This is a genomic window from Actinomadura sp. KC06 (genome assembly GCF_004348735.1).
Classification (GTDB): Bacteria; Actinomycetota; Actinomycetes; order Streptosporangiales; family Streptosporangiaceae; genus Spirillospora.
Genome location: NZ_SMKT01000075.1, coordinates 24,629 through 41,273, shown reverse-complemented (window position 1 = coordinate 41,273; position 16,645 = coordinate 24,629). Strand labels below are relative to the sequence as shown.

Genomic DNA, 16,645 nt, shown 5'->3' with positions numbered 1-16,645 from the left:
GGTCCTGCACTCAGCCGGCCTTCTCGGCCGTTTCCTGGATCTTGTCCAGGACCTTCTTCGGGTCTTCGTCCGCCACCGAACTGCCGAGGTCCTGCTTGACCGCGCCCGCGACCGCCGACCACGCCGGGTTGGACGTCGGCGCGAACTTCGACGTCGGGAGCGCGTCCACGAACTGCTTCATGTAGGGGTCGGCGCTGAGCGCGTCACCGGCGGATTTGGTCACCGGCAGGAAACCCTCCCCGGTGAGGAACTTGGACGTGTTCTCCTTCTGATAGACGAAATCCAGGAACTTCTTGATGGCGTCCTTGTTCTTGCCGTCGGCCTTCTTGAACGCGACGAGGACGTCCATGACGCCGAGTGTGTTGTGCTCGTTTCCGCTCCTGCTCGGCAGTGGCGCGACGCCGAAGTCGAGGTTCTTGGTCACCGGCTCGATGAATCCGGCCTTCGTGAAAGGACCGCCGATCGACATGCCGATCTTGCCTTGCGCGAACTGGTTGAACACCGTCTTGCGGTCGGTGCTCTCCGGGTTCGGCTGCGTCAGCCCGGACGTGTTGAGGCCCTTGAGGAAGGTGAGCGTGTCGACGTTGGCCTTCTGGTTGATGGCCCATTTCCCGGACGCGTCCACCCAGCCGCCGCCGTTGTTCATCGCCCAGCAGTGGAACTCGGCCTGGGCCTCTTCGGGACCGAGCGGCAGCCCGTAACCGAACGCGCCCGCCTTCTTGATCTTCTCCGCGTTCGCCTTGACCTCGTCCCAGGTTCTGGGTGGTTGGGCGATGTCGGCCTTCTTGAACAGGGCCTTGTTGTAGAAGAGGAGGCGGGCGCTGGAGATGAACGGAATGCCGTACTGCTCGCCGTTGTACTTGGCCTGCTCGACGAACGTGGGCGTGAAGTCGCCCAGCGTGGTCGGGGACACAACCTCGGACGCCTGGTAGATGAGGCCGTCGCGGGCGAAGTCGGAGAACGCGTTGTAGTTGAGGACGTCGGGGACCTGTTTCGTCTGGACGTAGGTCTTGACCTTGGCGTCCATCTGGGTCCAGTCGACCATCTCAAGATTGACCCTGTAGCCGGAGTTCTTGGACTCGAACTCCTTGATGAGGGCGTCCCAGTAGGGCTTGGTTTTGCTGCCGTAAATGGCAGCGACGAACTTGATGCTCTTCCCGCCGGAGTCGTCGCTCGACGAGCTTCCCTTGCCGCATCCGCCGACTCCGAGCGCCACGGTCAGGCCCGCGGCGACGACGCCTAAGAGGTGCCGCTTCATCTGTCCCCGCCTTCTCCCGGCGTGCATGGTTGACGTGGTCCAGCACGTGGAGGCGTGCGCGCGTCCCCGCCTCCCTCTGGCGTGCGTGAATAAATGTGCGCGATCCGATCGCTCACCGAGCACAAACGCGCGCATGTGGCCATGAAGATAAACACTGGTCCGAACCGGTTCAAGAGTTTTTGTTAAGTAAGTTTCTTAACTGCTATCGGAGTGCCGGGCGGACGTCGATCTCTGGTCTGGTCCGCACGCTGGGCTGGTCTGAACGGGGTGACGACGGGTGTCCGGCCGTTCGCGTCGAGTGCATCGCGTCCGGCGGGACGCGTCCTGATGTGGCCACCTGCGGCGATGTCTCGTCCGGCTGCTCGGGGGCCACCCGGAGGCCACACGTGGGTGGCCCGGCGGTCTTCTCGCCCTCTCCCTGGCCTGCGGTCTGTTTTGCCGTGCCTTGACCGGGTAATGCGGCGCCGTGCCTGGAACGGGCACCAGCGAAAGGGACCGGCAAGGCGGAAAGGGGCTGGCGAGGGGACATGAGCTTTCGGACAGGGCTGGCCGCCGGGGCCGGCGGAGCGGCCGCCGCGCTCTCGGCGCGCCGCCTCGGCCGCCGGGCGCCGGGCGGGCTCGTCCAGCGCCTGGTCCAGCGGCTTGAGCGGAGTCTGGAGCGCGCCGTCCGGCGTCTCACCGCCGCGGCCGAGCAGGGCGGTCCGCTCGTCAAGGCCGCCCTGGCCGGGGTCAAGGCGCTGCACGAGGGCAAGTCACCGTTCCGCGCGCTGCTGAGCTTCGGCTGGACGGCCCTGAAGGAGACCCTCGCCCGCATCTTCGGGCGTGGACGAAGGGGGAAGCCGACCAACATCGTTGAACAGACCGACGTGGGCGCCCCGCGCCGCCTCGTCTACGACCAGTGGACGCGGTTCGAGGACTTCCCGTCCTTCATGAAGAAGGTCGTCAGCGTCGATCAGGCCGAGGACGGGAAGCTGCACTGGAAGGCGAAGATCTTCTGGTCCAGCCGGACGTGGGAGTCGACGATCGTCGAGCAGGTCCCCGACCGGCACATCGTGTGGCGGTCCAAGGGCCCGAAGGGGCACGCGGACGGGACGGTCAGCTTCCACGAACTGGCGCCGAACCTGACCCGCGTCCTGCTCGTCCTCGAATACCGCCCCGCCGGTCTCTTCGAGCGGACCGGCAATCTCTGGCGCGCTCAGGGACGCCGTGCCCGCCTCGAACTCAAACACTTTCGCCGCCACGTGATGACGCAGGCGCTGACCCGTCCCGACGAGGTCGAGGGCTGGCGCGGCGAGATCCGCGACGGCGAGATCGTCACAACCCCCTAGTGAGGAAGCGAATCATGAAACGCGGAAACCGGATGGGCCGGTTGCCCGTCGGAACCATCACCAAACGGCTGCCCGGCCGCCGCAGCAAGCGGATCCCCGGCCTGGGCGGGCTGGGCGGCGTCACGAAGAACCTGCCTGGCAAGCGGACCGCCGGTACGGCCGGCGGCGTCCTGCTCGGCGCGGGCGCGGCCGTCGCCGCCAACCGCGCGATCAGCGGACGCCGCAACGGCCAGAACCCGTCCGACGAGCCGGACGAGCAGAAGCAGAAGAAGCAGAACAAGGGCCAGGCCAAGGCCTCTGAGGAGACCTCGGAGCAGTCGGGCCCGGGAGTGTTCGGACGCCTCAAGAGCACGGCCGCGGGCGTCAAGGGCACGGCCGCGGGTGTCAAGGACACCGCCACCGGCGTCATCCCCGGCATCGGCCAGAACGGCTCCAAGGACGAGGCCAAGGACGACGGCGGCAAGGGCGGCGGCGGCAAGGGCGGCGGGAAGAAGGTGAAGGTCACCAACATCGTCGAGCACATCGACATCGGTGCGCCGCGCCGCCTCGTCTACGACCAGTGGACGCAGTTCCAGGACTACCCGTCCTTCATGAAGAAGGTCGTCAGCGTCGACCAGACGGAGGACGGGAAGCTGCACTGGAAGGCGAAGATCTTCTGGTCGAACCGGACGTGGGAGTCCACGATCGTCGAGCAGGTCCCGGACGAGCACATCGTCTGGCGCTCCAAGGGCTCCAAGGGGCACGTGGACGGGACGGTCAGCTTCCACAAGCTGGCGCCGAACCTGACCCGCGTCCTGCTCGTCCTCGAATACCACCCGCAGGGCCTGTTCGAGCGGACCGCGAACATGTGGCGCGCCCAGGGCCGCCGCGTCCGGCTGGAGCTGAAGCACTTCCGCCGGTACGTGATGACGCAGTCGCTCACGCATCCCGACGACGTCGAGGGCTGGCGCGGCGAGATCCACGACAGCGAGGTCATCCGGACGCACGACGAGGCGCTGGACGAGGAGGAACGCGAAAGCAAGGCCGGCAAGGACAGCAAGGCCAAGGCCGGCAAGGCCGGCAAGGACGAGAAGGAGTACGAAGAGGCCCGCTGACCCCCGCTGACCCGCCCCCGACCCCTCCGGGCGAGGCATCCCGGATCCTCTGGTTGGCTGAGCTGAGGGATTCCTGGCGGGGGAGTTGAGGGACGGTGGCCGAGCCGATGCATGGCCCGCGCGTCGCGCGGGTCATCGTCGGTGTCGTGCTGACGTCGTTCGCCGGCGTCTACCTGCTGGCGGCCCCGTCGCGGACGGACGGCGGCGTCGCGCAAGTCGGGACGGCGGCCGTGCTGGTCGCGCTGGTCCTCGCGCTGCACCTGGTGTGGGTCGTTCCACGGTTCGAGCGGTGGCGCGGCGCGCCGGTCGTGCTCGGGCAGGCGCTGGCCGCGTACACCGCCGTGATCGCGTTCGGGACGTCGGTGGGGCTCCTCGGGTTCGTCGCGGGCGCGCTGCTGTCGGCGGGCGCGTGGCCGGTCGCGGCGGGGGTCGTGGGCAGCGCAGCGCTCATCGACGTCCTGCGGGACCGGGGCGGCGCTGCGAGCGTCGCCGACGTCACGATCACGTGCCTGCTGCTCGGGCTGCTGGTGTACGGGCTGGTCAGGCTGGCGGCGCGGGCGGACGACACGGTGGCGGCGCGGCTGCCGCTCACCATGGCGGCGGTCGAGCGGGAGCGGCTGCGGATCGCGGCAGAGCTGAACAAGGGCCTCGGCGACGGGCTCGCGACCATCTCGGAGGGCGCACGGCAAGCGGTCGATCGTCCCGACGCGATCGGGGACGTGCTGGCGGTCGCCCGGCGGTCGCTGAACGACGCCCGCGCCGCGGCGGCGGACTTCCGGAGCATGTCGCTCGCGCCCGAGGCGGCGGCCGCGCGGGCCCTGCTGGAGGGGCACCTGGGCGTGCTCGCCTGGGGCGGCCTCCTCGCCGCGATCGCGACCGTCCTGCCCGCCCGGCTGGCCATGGCCGCCCGCCCCGCCGACACGATCAACACCCGCGAATAGCCCGCCGTACCCGCTCGTCCCGTCGAGCCCGTCCGCCCGTCGTGCCCCCGGCCGTTGTCAGAGCCCGGGGCATACTGGTCGCATGGCGTCTGTGCCGCCCGCCCGCCACCTGCTGCGCGCCAAGGACCTCGCCGACGCGCGGTACTTCGAGCCGCTCACGGTGGCCGACCTGGCGGACGCCGCCGGGCTGTCCCGCGCGCACTTCAGCGAGCGGTTCCGGCGGGCGTTCGGCGAGTCCCCGCACGCCTACCTGCTGACCCGCCGCCTCGAACGCGCCGCCGCGCTGCTGCGGACCACCGACCGGTCCGTCGCCGACATCTGCGTCGGCGTCGGGCTGCAGAGCATCGGCTCGTTCACGACCAGCTTCACCCGCATGTTCGGGATGTCGCCGACGGCCTACCGCGCGGCGTTCCCGCCGGCGTCCGTCTACGCGCGGATACCTGGCTGCGTCCTGCGGATATACGGCCGCCCGAAACACCGGACGTTTCGAGAAGACGGGGCCGCCGCACCAGATCTAGCGTGAGGTTCCAGCGACCCGACGAGGGAGGAACCCCGGTGATCACGCTTGCCAGCACGCAGCTCTGGGTGCACGACCAGGACGAGGCGCGCGCCTTCTACACCGAGAAGCTCGGCATGGAGGTCCGCGTCGACGTGACCATGGAGGAGATGGGCGGTTTCCGCTGGCTGACCGTCGGCCCGGTGGGCCAGCCCGACGTCTCGATCGTGCTGATGGCCATCCCCGGGGAGCCGGTCATGGACGAGGCGACGGCCGCGCAGGTCCGCGAGCTCATGGCCAAGGGCTTCGCCGGGACGATCTTCCTCGGCACGGACGACTGCCACGCGTCCTACAAGGAGCTGACGGACCGCGGCGTCGAGTTCGTCGAGAAGCCGGAGGAGCAGCCGTACGGCATCGACTCCTCGTTCCGCGACCCGTCCGGCAACCACATCCGCCTGACCCAGGCCTACGCGAGGCCCTGAACGCCGCCGCGATCGCAAAGCCCCGCCTTTGCGTGCACTTGTGATCATTTCCCTTTGCTGACGGTGACGGCTAGAAATCCCAATTATCCGTTATGGATGGTTTTGCGGGGGCGTCATCCTTCCGGTGTGCGGCGCCCGCGAAAATGATCGCTCGGCGGGCGCAAGGGCGGGGCCGAGAAGGCATGGGCGGCGAAATGTCCGTTCGGCGGAGTGCGAACCCTGGTGCGGACGGGTCAGGGGATCGTGGCGTGGCCGTAACCGGCCGTTTCATTGCGAGGGCCCGGCGCGCGCTTCGCCGGACCCTCCGGATCTTCGCGGGATTCACCCCTGGTCACCGCCGTCACGCCAACCTCGGAGACATGCCCGCTCTGCGTATTCGTTAATGTCCTCAATGGCAATGCGGACAGGTCCGAATTTCGGATTTCTGGCCACCCCCGGAGTGCCGGGTCTAGGTTTGCCGTAACGCGTGCGCCGGCGCCCGCGCGAGCGGCGCGGCCGCCCCCCGAAAGGAGCGTCAGGCCGATGACCGATGGCACCCCCGGCCCGGATCAGGGGCCCGAGACGAAGATCAACACTGACGTTCCCCAGTCCGCCCGGATCTGGAACTACTGGCTCGGCGGCACCGACAACTACGAGGTCGACCGCATCGCCGGCGACGAGTACGTCTCGCTGTACCCGGGCATCGTGCCGCTCGCCCGCGCCGGCCGCTACTTCATGGACCGCGCGATCAGGTTCCTGATCCACGAGCGCGGCATCCGCCAGTTCATGGACTGCGGGACGGGCCTGCCCACGGTCGACAACACCCACGAGATGGCCCAGCGCGCCGCCCCCGAGGCGAGGGTCGTCTACGTCGACAACGACCCGCTCGTCCTCGCCCACGCGCGCGCGCTGATGACCGGCACGGACGAGGGCCGCACCGCTTACATCGACTGCAACCTGCACGATCCCAAGACGATCCTGGACCGGGCGGCGGAGACCCTTGACCTCACGCGGCCGGTCGCGCTGCTGCTCGTCAACGTCATGGGGCACATCGTCGATCCCGACGAGGCGATGCGCGTCGCGCGCGGGCTGATCGGCGGCCTGCCGCCCGGCAGCTACCTCATCCTGGACGACTGCACCGACGACAACGAGGCGTTCAACGCCGCGCAGCGCGCCTACGACGACACCGGGGCGATCCCGTTCCGGCTCCGCAGCCGCGAGTTCCTCTCCGGCTACTTCGACGGGCTGGAGATCGAGGAGCCGGGGCTCGTGACGGTCAACGAGTGGCGCCCGGACGTCGGCGTCGAGGTCGAGATCCTGCCGACGCTGTGCGGGGTGGCCCGCAAACCCTGACGCGGAGCCAGCCATCCGCCACGGAAAGATCGACGGTCTTCGGAGCCACAAGGCGGAGACCTTCCACGGAAGCGTCGCGGATCGTTCCCTTTCCAGCGCGTTCTGTGAAGGTATAGTCGATACGGCCGCTCACGCCGTCCCCCTTGATTGGAGTCCCCTTGGCCTCCGTCACGATCACCGGCAGAAGACAGTCCACCGCCGCGCACGGGGATCCCCTCGTCCCCAGGCTGCTGCTGGCGCGACGGCTTCGCGCGCTCCGCGAGTCGGCCGGCATCGGCCGGGCCGCCGCGGCGAAGGCGATCGGCGGATCCGACTCCAAGATCACGAGGCTGGAGCTCGGCCGCTCCGGCTGCTCGGCGCAGGACGTCGCCGATCTCCTCACCCTCTACGGCGCGGACGACGACGAGCGCACGACCCTGCTGGCGCTCGCCGAGCAGACCACGGCGCACCCCTGGTGGCACGCCGACGGCGACATCGTCCCGGTGTGGGTGCGGGCCTACCTCACCGCCGAGCAGGCGGCGAAGCTGGTCCGCACGTTCGAGCCGCAGTTCGTCCCCGGCCTGCTCCAGTCCGAGGAGTACGCCCGCGCCCTGATCCGCCGGGTCTCGCCGGAGGACGAGGTCGAGCGGCGGGTCGAGTTCCGGATGCGGCGGCAGCGCGTCCTGCGCCGCCGGCCCCGCCCGCTCAACCTGTGGGTCGTCCTGGACGAGCGGGCGCTGTGGCGGCCCATCGGCGGCCCGGCCACGATGCGCGCGCAGATCCGGCACATCATCGAGCTGTGCAAGCGGCCGAACGTCACCGTCCAGATCGCGCCCGGCGGGATCTGCGGACGGGTCGAGGGCGACGGACCGCTCACGCTCGTCCGGTTCCCGCAGCAGGGCCTGCAGGACATGGTGTACCTGGAGCGGACCGACAGCGCGCTCTACCCCGTCCGCCGGGTGGAGATCGAACGGCACTGGCACGTGTTCAACACGCTCGTCACCGAGGCCGCCCCGCCCGAGCACACGAGCCGGATTCTCGCCGGCATCCTCGCCACTTACTGACCGTTTCCGCCGGTCATCGCCTTATTTGGCCACTGCTGTACCGTTCCGTGCTCGCTGCCCGGGAATGAGCCTTGGCAAACGGCGCTCGCATGTCTCGTGGATCACATATTCCCGTCTGACCACTTCCGGTCTATATTCATAAATGACGGATATTCAGGAGGGTCCACGCGGTTACCAGGGGACGTACGCCACAGGACCCTCGTTGCCCGTGTTTACCGGGCGGGCACCCGGTTATCGGGCATGTTCGAACGCCCCGCACCACCGCCGCCCTCGAAGGAACGCCATGTCCGTCAGTGAGCGTTTGTGGAACGAGACAGAGGAACGCCGTTCTCGCGATGAACTGCAGACGGGGGAGAACTTTCCCGTCGCCAGCCGGCTCCTTCCGGCACGCCATCGCGCGCACCTGCTGAACGTGTACGGCTATGCCCGGCTCGTGGACGACATCGGGGACGAGGCGCCCCCCGGCGAGCGGGCCGGACTCCTCGACGCGGTCGAACGCGACCTCGACCGCGTCTACGCGGGCGCGCGCCCGGAGCTCCCGGCGATGCGCAACCTGGCCCGCACGATCACCGGCTGCGGGATCCCGGCCGAGCCGTTCCGCCGCCTCCTGCGGGCCAACCGGCAGGACCAGGAGGTCTCCCGGTACACGACTTTCGACGACCTGCTCGACTACTGCACCCTGTCCGCCGACCCCGTGGGGCACATCGTCCTGTACGTGTTCGGCGCCGCCACCCCGGACCGGCTCCGCCTCTCCGACAAGGTGTGCACGGCGCTGCAGATCATCGAGCACTGCCAGGACGTCGGCGAAGACCGCCGCAACGGCCGGATCTACCTCCCGCAGGACGACCTCCGCCGGTTCGGCTGCGCGGAGAGCGATCTCGACGCCGCCGTCACGCCGACCCGGCTGCGCGGCGTCGTCGCGCTCCAGGCGCGGCGGGCGCGGGAACTACTTGACGAAGGAGCGGACCTGACCGTCCGGCTCCGCGGATTCGCGCGCGTGGCCGTCGCCGGCTACGTGGCGGGCGGACTCGCGGCGCTGGCGGCATTGGACAAGAACGCGTACGACGTGCTGGGCGGCCCGTCACGACCGAGAAAACCGCGGCTCCTCCTCGAGTGGTCGCGGACTCTGGGAAGGAGATGAGGAGATGGACGAAGCCAGCGCGTACCGGCACTGCGAGGACGTGGTGCGCTCGCAGGCGCGCAACTTCTCGTACGGGATCCGCCTGCTGCCCCCGCCGAAGCGGCGCGCCCTGAGCGCCGTCTACGCGTTCGCGCGCCGGATCGACGACATCGGCGACGACCATGACGCGCCCGCCGCGACCCGGCTGGAGAAGCTGGCGGAGGAGCGCGCGCGGCTCGCCGACCCGGGCGGCGACCCGTCCGATCCCGTGCTGGTGGCGCTGGCGGACGCGGCGCGCCGCCACCCCATCCCGCTGGAGGCGTTCGGCGAGCTCATCGACGGCTGCGAGGCCGACGTCCGCGGCGAGACCTACGACACGTTCGACGACCTGCTCTGGTACTGCCGGTGCGTCGCGGGCGCCGTCGGGCGGCTGTCGCTCGGCGTGTTCGGCACGTCCGACCCCGGCACGGCCGGGCCGCGCGCCGACGCGCTCGGCGTCGCGCTGCAGCTGACGAACATCCTGCGGGACGTCCGGGAGGACGGCCTGAGCGGCCGCGTCTACCTCCCCGCCAAAGACCTCGCCAGGTTCGGCTGCACCCTGCACCTGGACGAGTCAGGTCAGTTCACCGACCCGCCCGACCACCTCGTCTCCCTCGTAAGGTTCCAGGCGTCGCGGGCGGCCGAATGGTACGAGACGGGGCTGCAACTGCTGCCGATGCTCGACCGCCGCAGCGCCGCCTGCGCCGGAGCGATGGCGGGCATCTACCGGCAGCTCCTGAAACGCATCAGGGCCGATCCGCTCGCCGCGCTGCAGACCCGGACGTCGCTGCCGGCCTGGGAGAAGGCCACGGTGTCCGCCAAGGCGATGGCGGGGATCCACCGATGAGCCCCGCGGCGGGGGACGGGCACGTCGCGGTCGTCGGCGGCGGGCTCGCGGGGATCACGGCCGCGCTGGCGCTGCAAGAGGCCGGGCTGCGCGCGACGGTCTACGAGGCGCGGCCCCGGCTCGGCGGCGCCACGCACTCCTTCGAACGCGACGGCCTCACCGTCGACAACGGGCAGCACATCTTCCTGAAATGCTGCACCGCCTACCAGGGGCTTCTCGGGCGGCTGGGCGCGGAGGACAAGGTGCGCGTCCAGGACCGCTTCGACGTCCGCGTCCTCACCCCGGAGGGCCACGGCGGGCGGCTGCGCCGGGCCAAGGCGCCGGGGCCGCTGCACCTGATGCCCGCGCTCGCGCGGTACGCGCTGCTTTCGCCGGGCGACCGGCTGCGCGCCGTCCGCGCGTCGCTGGCGCTCGACCGGCTCGACCCGGACGACCCGGCGCTCGACGGGTCGAGCATGGGCGGCTGGCTCGCCGTCCACGGCCAGCGCGAGCGGGCCCGGCACGCGCTGTGGGAGCTGTTCGTCACGGCGGCCCTGAACATGAAGCTGGACGAGGCCGCGCTCGGGCCCGCCGCGTTCGTGTGCCAGACGGCGCTGCTCGGCCGGTCCGACGCCGCCGACATCGGCGTCCCGTCCGTGCCGCTCGGGGAGCTGCACGGCACGATCGCGGCGGCGCGGATCGAGGAGAGCGGGGGGCTCGTCCGGCTCGGCGCGAAGGTCACGGCGATCGAGGACGGGCCGAAGCTCGTCGTGAACGGCGAGCCGGTGAGCGCGGACGCCGTCGTGGTCGCGGTGCCGCACCGGGTCGCGTCCTCGCTCGTCCCGGCGGACGCGTGCCCGGACCGGGCGGAGTGGGCGGGGCTCGGGTCGAGCCCGATCGTCAACGTTCATGTCGTCTACGACCGGCCGGTGCTGGACGAGCCGTTCGTCGCCGCGATCGACTCGCCCGTCCAGTGGGTCTTCGACCGGACGGCGATCAGCGGCCTGCCGTCCGGCCAGTACCTGGCGGTGTCGGTGTCGGCGGCCGACCGCTGGATCGACACGCCCACCGCCGAGCTGCGCGAGGTCTACCTCGCCGCGCTGGAGCGGCTGTTCCCGGCCGCCCGCCGCGCCCGCGTCACCGACTTCTTCGTGACGCGGGAACGGCACGCCACATTCCGCCAGAGCCCCGGCAGCGGCGCGCTGCGCCCCGCGTCCGCGACCCGGCTGCCGTGGCTGTTCCTCGCCGGCGCGTGGACGGACACGGGCTGGCCCGACACGATGGAGGGAGCAGTGCGCAGTGGTCTCAGCGCCGCCCGGCTGGTCCGGCGGCATCTGACCGGGACGGGCGCCGACGTGGGCGCCGGCGCGGGGGTGAGCCCCCGATGACCGCCGTGCCTGCCTCGATGACGGACGGGCGCGCGCTGGTGGACCGGGCGATGCGCGCGTCCGCCGAACGGCTCGACCCGTGGACCCGCCGCGTCGTCGCCTACCACCTCGGCTGGACCGACGAGCAGGGCCGTCCGGCCGCCGCCGGCGGGAAGGCGCTGCGCCCGGCGCTGGCGCTGCTGTCGGCCCGCGCCGCCGGGACCCCCTACGAGACCGCGCTGCCGGGCGCGGTCGCCGTCGAGTTCGTGCACGCGTTCTCGCTGCTGCACGACGACATCATGGACGGCGACCGGACCCGCAGGCACCGTCCCGCCGCGTGGACGGTGTTCGGCCCGTCCGCCGCGATCCTCGGCGGCGACGCGCTGCTGGCGCTGTCCGAGGAGCTGCTGCTTGAGGAGCAGACGCGCGGCGCGCACTGGGCGGCGCGCGCCCTGACCGCCGCGACGCAGCGGCTCATCTCCGGCCAGGCGCTCGACCTCGGGTTCGAGCAGCGCGACGACGTCACCCTCGACGAGTGCCTGACGATGGCGGCCGACAAGACCGGCGCGCTGCTCGCCTGCGCCTGCTCGATCGGGGCGATGCTCGGCGAGGGGCCGACCCGGCTGGTCACCGCGCTGACCGGGTTCGGGACCGAGATGGGCCTGGCGTTCCAGCTCGTGGACGACCTGCTCGGCATCTGGGGCAGCCCGGCCACGACCGGCAAGCCGGTGCTGGCCGACCTGCGGGCCCGCAAGAAGTCGCTGCCCGTCGTGTTCGCGCTGACCGCCGGGACCGCCGCGTCGGAGCGTCTCGCCGAGCTGTACGCCCTTCCGGGGCCGCAGCCGGAGGACGTCCTGCGGGAGATGGCGCGGCTGGTCGAGGCGGCCGGCGGACGGGAATGGGCCGCGGCCGAGGCGGACCGCCGGATCGCGTCGGCGGAGAAGCGGCTCGCCGACTCCGGCATGGACGACCACGTCCGCGCCGAATTCCGCGACATCGCCCTTTTCGTCACCTCCCGGGACCACTGAACCCCCCATACGCGGAAGAGGAGCGCTGTATGACAACGACCGACGTGTCCGGACTCACCGGTGCCGCCGCTGCCGCCGCCGGCGCGGCCCGCGACCATCTGCTCGGCCTGCAGTCGCCCGAGGGCTGGTGGAAGGGCGAGCTGGAGACCAACGTGACCATGGACGCCGAGGACCTGCTGCTCCGCCAGTTCCTCGGCATCCGGTCCGAGAGCGAGACGGCGGAGGCGGCGCGCTGGGTCCGCTCGCGGCAGCGCGAGGACGGGACGTGGGCGAACTTCCACGGCGGGCCGCCCGACCTGTCCACGACGGTGGAGGCGTACGTCGCGCTGCGCCTCGCGGGCGACCCCGTGGACGCCGACCACATGCGCCGGGCGGCGAAGTACGCGCGGGACGCGGGCGGCATCGAGGCCACCCGCGTGTTCACCCGGATCTGGCTGGCCCTGTTCGGGCAGTGGTCGTGGGACGACCTGCCCGTCATGCCGCCCGAGCTGATGTACCTGCCGAAGCGCGTCCCGCTGAACGTGTACGACTGGGCGTGCTGGGCGCGGCAGACGATCGTGCCGCTGACCGTGCTCGGGTCGCTGCGTCCCGTCCGGGCGCTGCCGTTCGACCTGCCCGAGCTGCGCAGCGGCGTCCGTCCGGTGAAGGACGAGAAGGGCTGGGGACGGTTCTTCAACGGCCTCGACCGCGTCCTGCACGTGTACGAGAAGCGCCCGGTGCGGCCGCTGCGGACGGCGGCGATGCGCCGCGCCGCCGACTGGATCATCGCCCGGCAGGAGGCGGACGGCTGCTGGGGCGGGATCCAGCCGCCGTGGGTGTACTCGCTGATGGCGCTGCACGAGCTCGGCTACGGCCTCGACCATCCGGTCATCCGGCGCGGGCTGGACGGTTTGGAACGCTTCACGATCCGGGACGAGAAGGGCCGCAGGCTGGAGGCGTGCCAGTCCCCGGTCTGGGACACCGTCCTGGCCATGAACGCGCTCGGCGACGCGGGCGCGCCCGCGGACGACCCGGCGCTGCGGCGCGCCGCCGCGTGGGTCGTCGGCGAGGAGGTCCGCGGGCCGGGGGACTGGTCGGTGCGGCGGCCAGGGCTCGCGCCGGGCGGCTGGGCGTTCGAGTTCGACAACGACGTCTACCCCGACACCGACGACACCGCCGAGGTGATCCTCGCGCTGCGGAAGGTCGACTTCCCGGAGGCCGAGGCACCGATCGGGCGGGCCGTCCGCTGGCTGGAGGGCATGGCGTCCCGCGACGGCGGCTACGGGGCCTTCGACGCCGACAACACCCAGGACCTCTGCAACAAGCTGCCGTTCTGCGACTTCGGCGCGGTCATCGACCCGCCGTCCGCGGACGTCACCGCGCACGTCGTGGAGGCGCTCTGCGGCGAGGGCCTCGCGGAGTCGCCGACCGTCAAGCGGGCCGTTGTCTGGCTGCTGAAGGCCCAGGAGGCGGACGGGTCGTGGTTCGGACGCTGGGGAGCCAACCACGTGTACGGGACGGGCAGCGTCGTCCCGGCGCTGGTCGCGGCAGGGGTCGGCCGGGGCAAACCCGCGATCCGTCGCGCGGTGGCGTGGCTGGAGCAGCATCAGAACGACGACGGCGGCTGGGGCGAGGACCTGCGCTCCTACGACGACCCGTCCTGGGTCGGGCGGGGCGAGTCGACGGCGTCGCAGACGGCCTGGGCGCTGTTGGCGCTGCTGGCCGCCGGCGAACGCTCCCCGGCCGTGGACGCCGGCGTCCGCTGGCTCGTCGACAACCAGCGCCCCGACGGGACCTGGGACGAGGACCAGTACACCGGCACCGGTTTCCCCGGCGACTTCTACATCAACTACCACCTCTACCGGCTGGTCTTCCCGATCAGCGCGCTCGGCCGCTATCTGTCCAAGGAGGTCCGACCATCATGAGCATGCCGCTTCGTCAAAGCGTCCGCATCGGAAGCTATATCCTCCGCAACAAGATTCGCGGCAGGGACAAGTTCCCTCTCATCGTCGAACTCGAACCGCTCTTCGCGTGCAATCTCGCGTGCGCCGGATGCGGCAAGATCCAGCACACGCACGACATCCTGAAGAAACGGATGCCGGTCGAGCAGGCCATCGCCGCCATCAAGGAGAGCGGCGCCCCGATGGTGTCGATCGCGGGCGGCGAACCGCTCATGCACCCGCAGATCGACGAGATCGTCGGCGAGCTCGTCAAGATGAAGAAGTTCGTCTTCCTGTGCACGAACGCGCTGCTCATCCCGAAGAAGCTCGACAAGTTCAAGCCGTCGCCGTACTTCGCGTGGGCGGTGCACATCGACGGGCTGAAAGAGCGGCACGACGCGTCCGTCTGCAAGGAAGGCGTCTTCGATGACGCGGTCGCCGCCATCAAGGAATGCCAGCGGCGCGGTTTCCGCGTGACGACGAACACGACGTTCTTCAACACCGACACACCGCAGACGGTCATCGACGTCCTCAATTACCTCAACGACGACCTCAAGATCGACGAGATGATGATCTCGCCGGCGTACGCGTACGAGAAGGCGCCCGACCAGGAGCATTTCCTCGGCGTCCAGGAGACCAGGGAACTGTTCCGCAAGGCGTTCGCGGACGGACGCCGCAAGCGCTGGCGCTTCAATCACTCCCCGCTCTTCCTGGACTTCCTGGAAGGCAAGGCGGATTTCGCGTGCACCGCGTGGGGAATCCCGTCCTATTCCTTGTTCGGCTGGCAGCGTCCCTGCTACCTGATGTCGGACGGCTACGCCCAGACCTACAAGGAGCTCATCGAGGAGACCGACTGGGACGCCTACGGACGAGGCCGCGACCCGCGCTGCGCCAACTGCATGGCGCACTGCGGCTACGAGCCCACCGCCGTCCTGAGCACGGTCAGCTCGCTGAAGGAGTCGATCCGGGCCGTCCGCGAGAAGTGAGTGTCGCCGGCTCGCCGCGTCACGGTCGGCCCACTCCGGGGACGTCCACCCGCGTGACGAGTACCTGACCGCTGCCCGGCGCCACCGGGTGCTCCTCGGTCATGCCGAGGAACTCGGCGGCCACGATGAACAGCGACCTGCCGTCGGGGCCGCCGAGTGCGCAGGCGAATCCGCCGCGGTCCAGAGCGACCGTGTCCAGGACGGCACCGCCCTCGGCGACGCGCACGCACCGCTCGTTGGGCACGTCGGCGTACCAGACGGCGCCTTCGGCGTCGAGGCAGATGCCGTCCGGGGTGCCCTCACCCAGGTCGGCCCAGATGCGCCGGTTCGACAGGTCGCCGTCGGCTTCGATGTCGAAGGCCAGCAGGCAGTGCCGGTACGAGTCCGCGACGATCAGGGTGGAGTCGTCGGGCGTGACCGCCATCCCGTTGGGGAAGGCGATGTCGTCGGCGACCTGCCGCACCGAGCCGCCGCCGGCGGCGGCCAGCGAGACGCTGCCCGGCTTGGAGACCTGCCCGGTCATCGGGTCGAAGCCCACCCGGTTGACGTAGGCGTTTCCGCGCCCGTCGAGCGCGATGTCGTTCCAGCCCGGCTCGCCGAGGTCCGCGTGGACGGCCAGGTTCCCGCCGCGTTCGCGGCGCAGGATGCGTCCGTCCGAGGACGACACGAGCAGCAGCCGCCCGTCCGGAAGGAAGGCGGTGCACAGTGGCAGCGACTTCACGCGCGCGACCACCTCGTTGCGGCCGTCGAGGTCGACGGCGACGACCTCGCCAGCCGTCCAGTCGGAGAAGTACAGGCGGTCGTCGTGCCAGCGCGGCGACTCCACCAGTCCGCGTCCGTCGAGCAGCGTCCGGACCTCAGCCATGAGCGTCTCACCCCAAACCGTTGCGCGCCTGCCCCTGTGGCGGCGTCTCACCTCCTACACGAACGGCCACCGCCCGGATCGACATTGGCCGGAGAGATTTTTGGGGTCAGGTGTAGCGGCGCAGGACCATGCGGCGCTCGCCGTTCTCGCCGAGGACGTCGGAGTCGATCTCGTAGCCGTTGTCCTCGGCGTAGCGGAGCGCGGCGGCGTGCCCGTAGGCGCGGTTGAGCTTCGCCAGCCACGCCTGGTCGAAGCGGCTCCTGTCATAACCGCTGATGATCGCCTCGAAGGCGCCGTCCGGGCGGCGGCGGAACCCGAGGTCGTTGCTCAGCCTCCCGATGTGGCGCCGGCGGACGATCACCTCGGCGCGCTCCGGACGGGCGTCGCCCTGGTACCCGTACAGCGTCTGCGGCTCGTCGTGCGTCTCGATCGAGGGGAACCCGACCGCCGCGAGCGCCGCGGCGAGCAGGTCGGCGTCGCGGAGCGTGGTGCGTACCCGGGTGAAATGTGACATGGCGGTC

At 70.7% G+C, this 16,645-nt stretch carries 16 protein-coding genes; 13 read left to right on the top strand and 3 right to left on the bottom strand.

The genetic code is table 11. From position 1 onward, the window contains the following. Nucleotides 1-10: 10 nt before the first annotated feature. Nucleotides 11-1,258, bottom strand: a complete 1,248-nt coding sequence (locus E1287_RS23530; RefSeq protein ID WP_131967213.1) for an extracellular solute-binding protein — start codon at nt 1,256-1,258, stop codon at nt 11-13. Nucleotides 1,259-1,785: 527 nt separating this feature from the next. Between E1287_RS23530 and E1287_RS23525 the strand changes: the two genes are divergently transcribed. From E1287_RS23525 to hpnH, 13 genes are all read left to right on the top strand, one after another. After that, complete coding sequence (locus E1287_RS23525; RefSeq protein ID WP_131967212.1) at nt 1,786-2,586, top strand: SRPBCC family protein; 801 nt, start codon at nt 1,786-1,788, stop codon at nt 2,584-2,586. A gap of 14 nt (nt 2,587-2,600) precedes the next feature. After that, a complete protein-coding gene (locus E1287_RS23520; protein WP_243719363.1) occupies nt 2,601-3,680 on the top strand; it encodes an SRPBCC family protein in 1,080 nt (359 codons plus the stop codon). A gap of 95 nt (nt 3,681-3,775) precedes the next feature. Beyond that, nucleotides 3,776-4,621, top strand: coding sequence for a hypothetical protein (locus tag E1287_RS23515; RefSeq protein ID WP_131967211.1), 846 nt, complete (start codon nt 3,776-3,778; stop codon nt 4,619-4,621). 82 nt (nt 4,622-4,703) lie between these two features. Then, a complete protein-coding gene (locus E1287_RS23510) occupies nt 4,704-5,144 on the top strand; it encodes a helix-turn-helix transcriptional regulator (RefSeq protein ID WP_131967210.1) in 441 nt (146 codons plus the stop codon). A gap of 32 nt (nt 5,145-5,176) precedes the next feature. Next, complete coding sequence (locus tag E1287_RS23505) at nt 5,177-5,599, top strand: VOC family protein (protein ID WP_131967209.1); 423 nt, start codon at nt 5,177-5,179, stop codon at nt 5,597-5,599. A 522-nt stretch (nt 5,600-6,121) separates the two neighbouring features. Continuing rightward, nucleotides 6,122-6,931, top strand: a complete 810-nt coding sequence (locus tag E1287_RS23500; RefSeq protein WP_131967208.1) for an SAM-dependent methyltransferase — start codon at nt 6,122-6,124, stop codon at nt 6,929-6,931. A gap of 158 nt (nt 6,932-7,089) precedes the next feature. Next, nucleotides 7,090-7,974: a helix-turn-helix transcriptional regulator gene (locus tag E1287_RS23495; protein ID WP_131967207.1), complete on the top strand. Its 885-nt coding sequence runs from the start codon at nt 7,090-7,092 to the stop codon at nt 7,972-7,974. 283 nt (nt 7,975-8,257) lie between these two features. After that, entirely contained in the window at nt 8,258-9,115 is an 858-nt protein-coding gene (gene hpnC / locus E1287_RS23490) for a squalene synthase HpnC (protein WP_131967206.1), read from the top strand. 4 nt (nt 9,116-9,119) lie between these two features. Next, nucleotides 9,120-9,980 (top strand): presqualene diphosphate synthase HpnD, encoded by an 861-nt coding sequence (gene hpnD / locus E1287_RS23485; protein ID WP_131967205.1) that lies wholly within the window; start codon nt 9,120-9,122, stop codon nt 9,978-9,980. Beyond that, nucleotides 9,977-11,347 (top strand): hydroxysqualene dehydroxylase HpnE, encoded by a 1,371-nt coding sequence (gene hpnE, locus E1287_RS23480; RefSeq protein ID WP_131967204.1) that lies wholly within the window; start codon nt 9,977-9,979, stop codon nt 11,345-11,347. Before hpnD ends, hpnE begins: the two co-directional genes overlap by 4 nt. Then, nucleotides 11,344-12,354: a polyprenyl synthetase family protein gene (locus E1287_RS23475; RefSeq protein ID WP_131967203.1), complete on the top strand. Its 1,011-nt coding sequence runs from the start codon at nt 11,344-11,346 to the stop codon at nt 12,352-12,354. The genes hpnE and E1287_RS23475 overlap by 4 nt, the downstream gene beginning before the upstream one ends. A 29-nt stretch (nt 12,355-12,383) precedes the next feature. Further along, complete coding sequence (gene shc / locus E1287_RS23470; RefSeq protein ID WP_131967202.1) at nt 12,384-14,258, top strand: squalene--hopene cyclase; 1,875 nt, start codon at nt 12,384-12,386, stop codon at nt 14,256-14,258. Beyond that, nucleotides 14,255-15,259, top strand: coding sequence for an adenosyl-hopene transferase HpnH (hpnH, locus tag E1287_RS23465; protein WP_131967201.1), 1,005 nt, complete (start codon nt 14,255-14,257; stop codon nt 15,257-15,259). Before shc ends, hpnH begins: the two co-directional genes overlap by 4 nt. 19 nt (nt 15,260-15,278) lie before the next feature. Here hpnH and E1287_RS23460 read toward each other — a convergent pair whose 3' ends face one another. Next, nucleotides 15,279-16,124 carry an SMP-30/gluconolactonase/LRE family protein gene (locus tag E1287_RS23460; RefSeq protein WP_131967200.1) on the bottom strand — a complete coding sequence of 282 codons (846 nt, stop codon included), beginning with the start codon at nt 16,122-16,124 and terminating at the stop codon, nt 15,279-15,281. A gap of 106 nt (nt 16,125-16,230) precedes the next feature. Next, nucleotides 16,231-16,638, bottom strand: a complete 408-nt coding sequence (locus E1287_RS23455) for a DUF1257 domain-containing protein (protein WP_131967199.1) — start codon at nt 16,636-16,638, stop codon at nt 16,231-16,233. Nucleotides 16,639-16,645 lie beyond the last annotated feature (7 nt).

What these genes read in the sequence shown, in the direction of transcription:
- E1287_RS23530 (WP_131967213.1), bottom strand. Translation starts at nt 1,258, where the DNA reads ATGAAGCGGCACCTCTTAGGCGTCGTCGCCGCGGGCCTGACCGTGGCG.
- E1287_RS23525 (WP_131967212.1), top strand. Translation starts at nt 1,786, where the DNA reads ATGAGCTTTCGGACAGGGCTGGCCGCCGGGGCCGGCGGAGCGGCCGCC.
- E1287_RS23520 (WP_243719363.1), top strand. Translation starts at nt 2,601, where the DNA reads ATGAAACGCGGAAACCGGATGGGCCGGTTGCCCGTCGGAACCATCACC.
- E1287_RS23510 (WP_131967210.1), top strand. Translation starts at nt 4,704, where the DNA reads ATGGCGTCTGTGCCGCCCGCCCGCCACCTGCTGCGCGCCAAGGACCTC.
- E1287_RS23500 (WP_131967208.1), top strand. Translation starts at nt 6,122, where the DNA reads ATGACCGATGGCACCCCCGGCCCGGATCAGGGGCCCGAGACGAAGATC.
- hpnC (WP_131967206.1), top strand. Translation starts at nt 8,258, where the DNA reads ATGTCCGTCAGTGAGCGTTTGTGGAACGAGACAGAGGAACGCCGTTCT.
- hpnD (WP_131967205.1), top strand. Translation starts at nt 9,120, where the DNA reads ATGGACGAAGCCAGCGCGTACCGGCACTGCGAGGACGTGGTGCGCTCG.
- hpnE (WP_131967204.1), top strand. Translation starts at nt 9,977, where the DNA reads ATGAGCCCCGCGGCGGGGGACGGGCACGTCGCGGTCGTCGGCGGCGGG.
- E1287_RS23475 (WP_131967203.1), top strand. Translation starts at nt 11,344, where the DNA reads ATGACCGCCGTGCCTGCCTCGATGACGGACGGGCGCGCGCTGGTGGAC.
- shc (WP_131967202.1), top strand. Translation starts at nt 12,384, where the DNA reads ATGACAACGACCGACGTGTCCGGACTCACCGGTGCCGCCGCTGCCGCC.
- hpnH (WP_131967201.1), top strand. Translation starts at nt 14,255, where the DNA reads ATGAGCATGCCGCTTCGTCAAAGCGTCCGCATCGGAAGCTATATCCTC.
- E1287_RS23460 (WP_131967200.1), bottom strand. Translation starts at nt 16,124, where the DNA reads ATGGCTGAGGTCCGGACGCTGCTCGACGGACGCGGACTGGTGGAGTCG.
- E1287_RS23455 (WP_131967199.1), bottom strand. Translation starts at nt 16,638, where the DNA reads ATGTCACATTTCACCCGGGTACGCACCACGCTCCGCGACGCCGACCTG.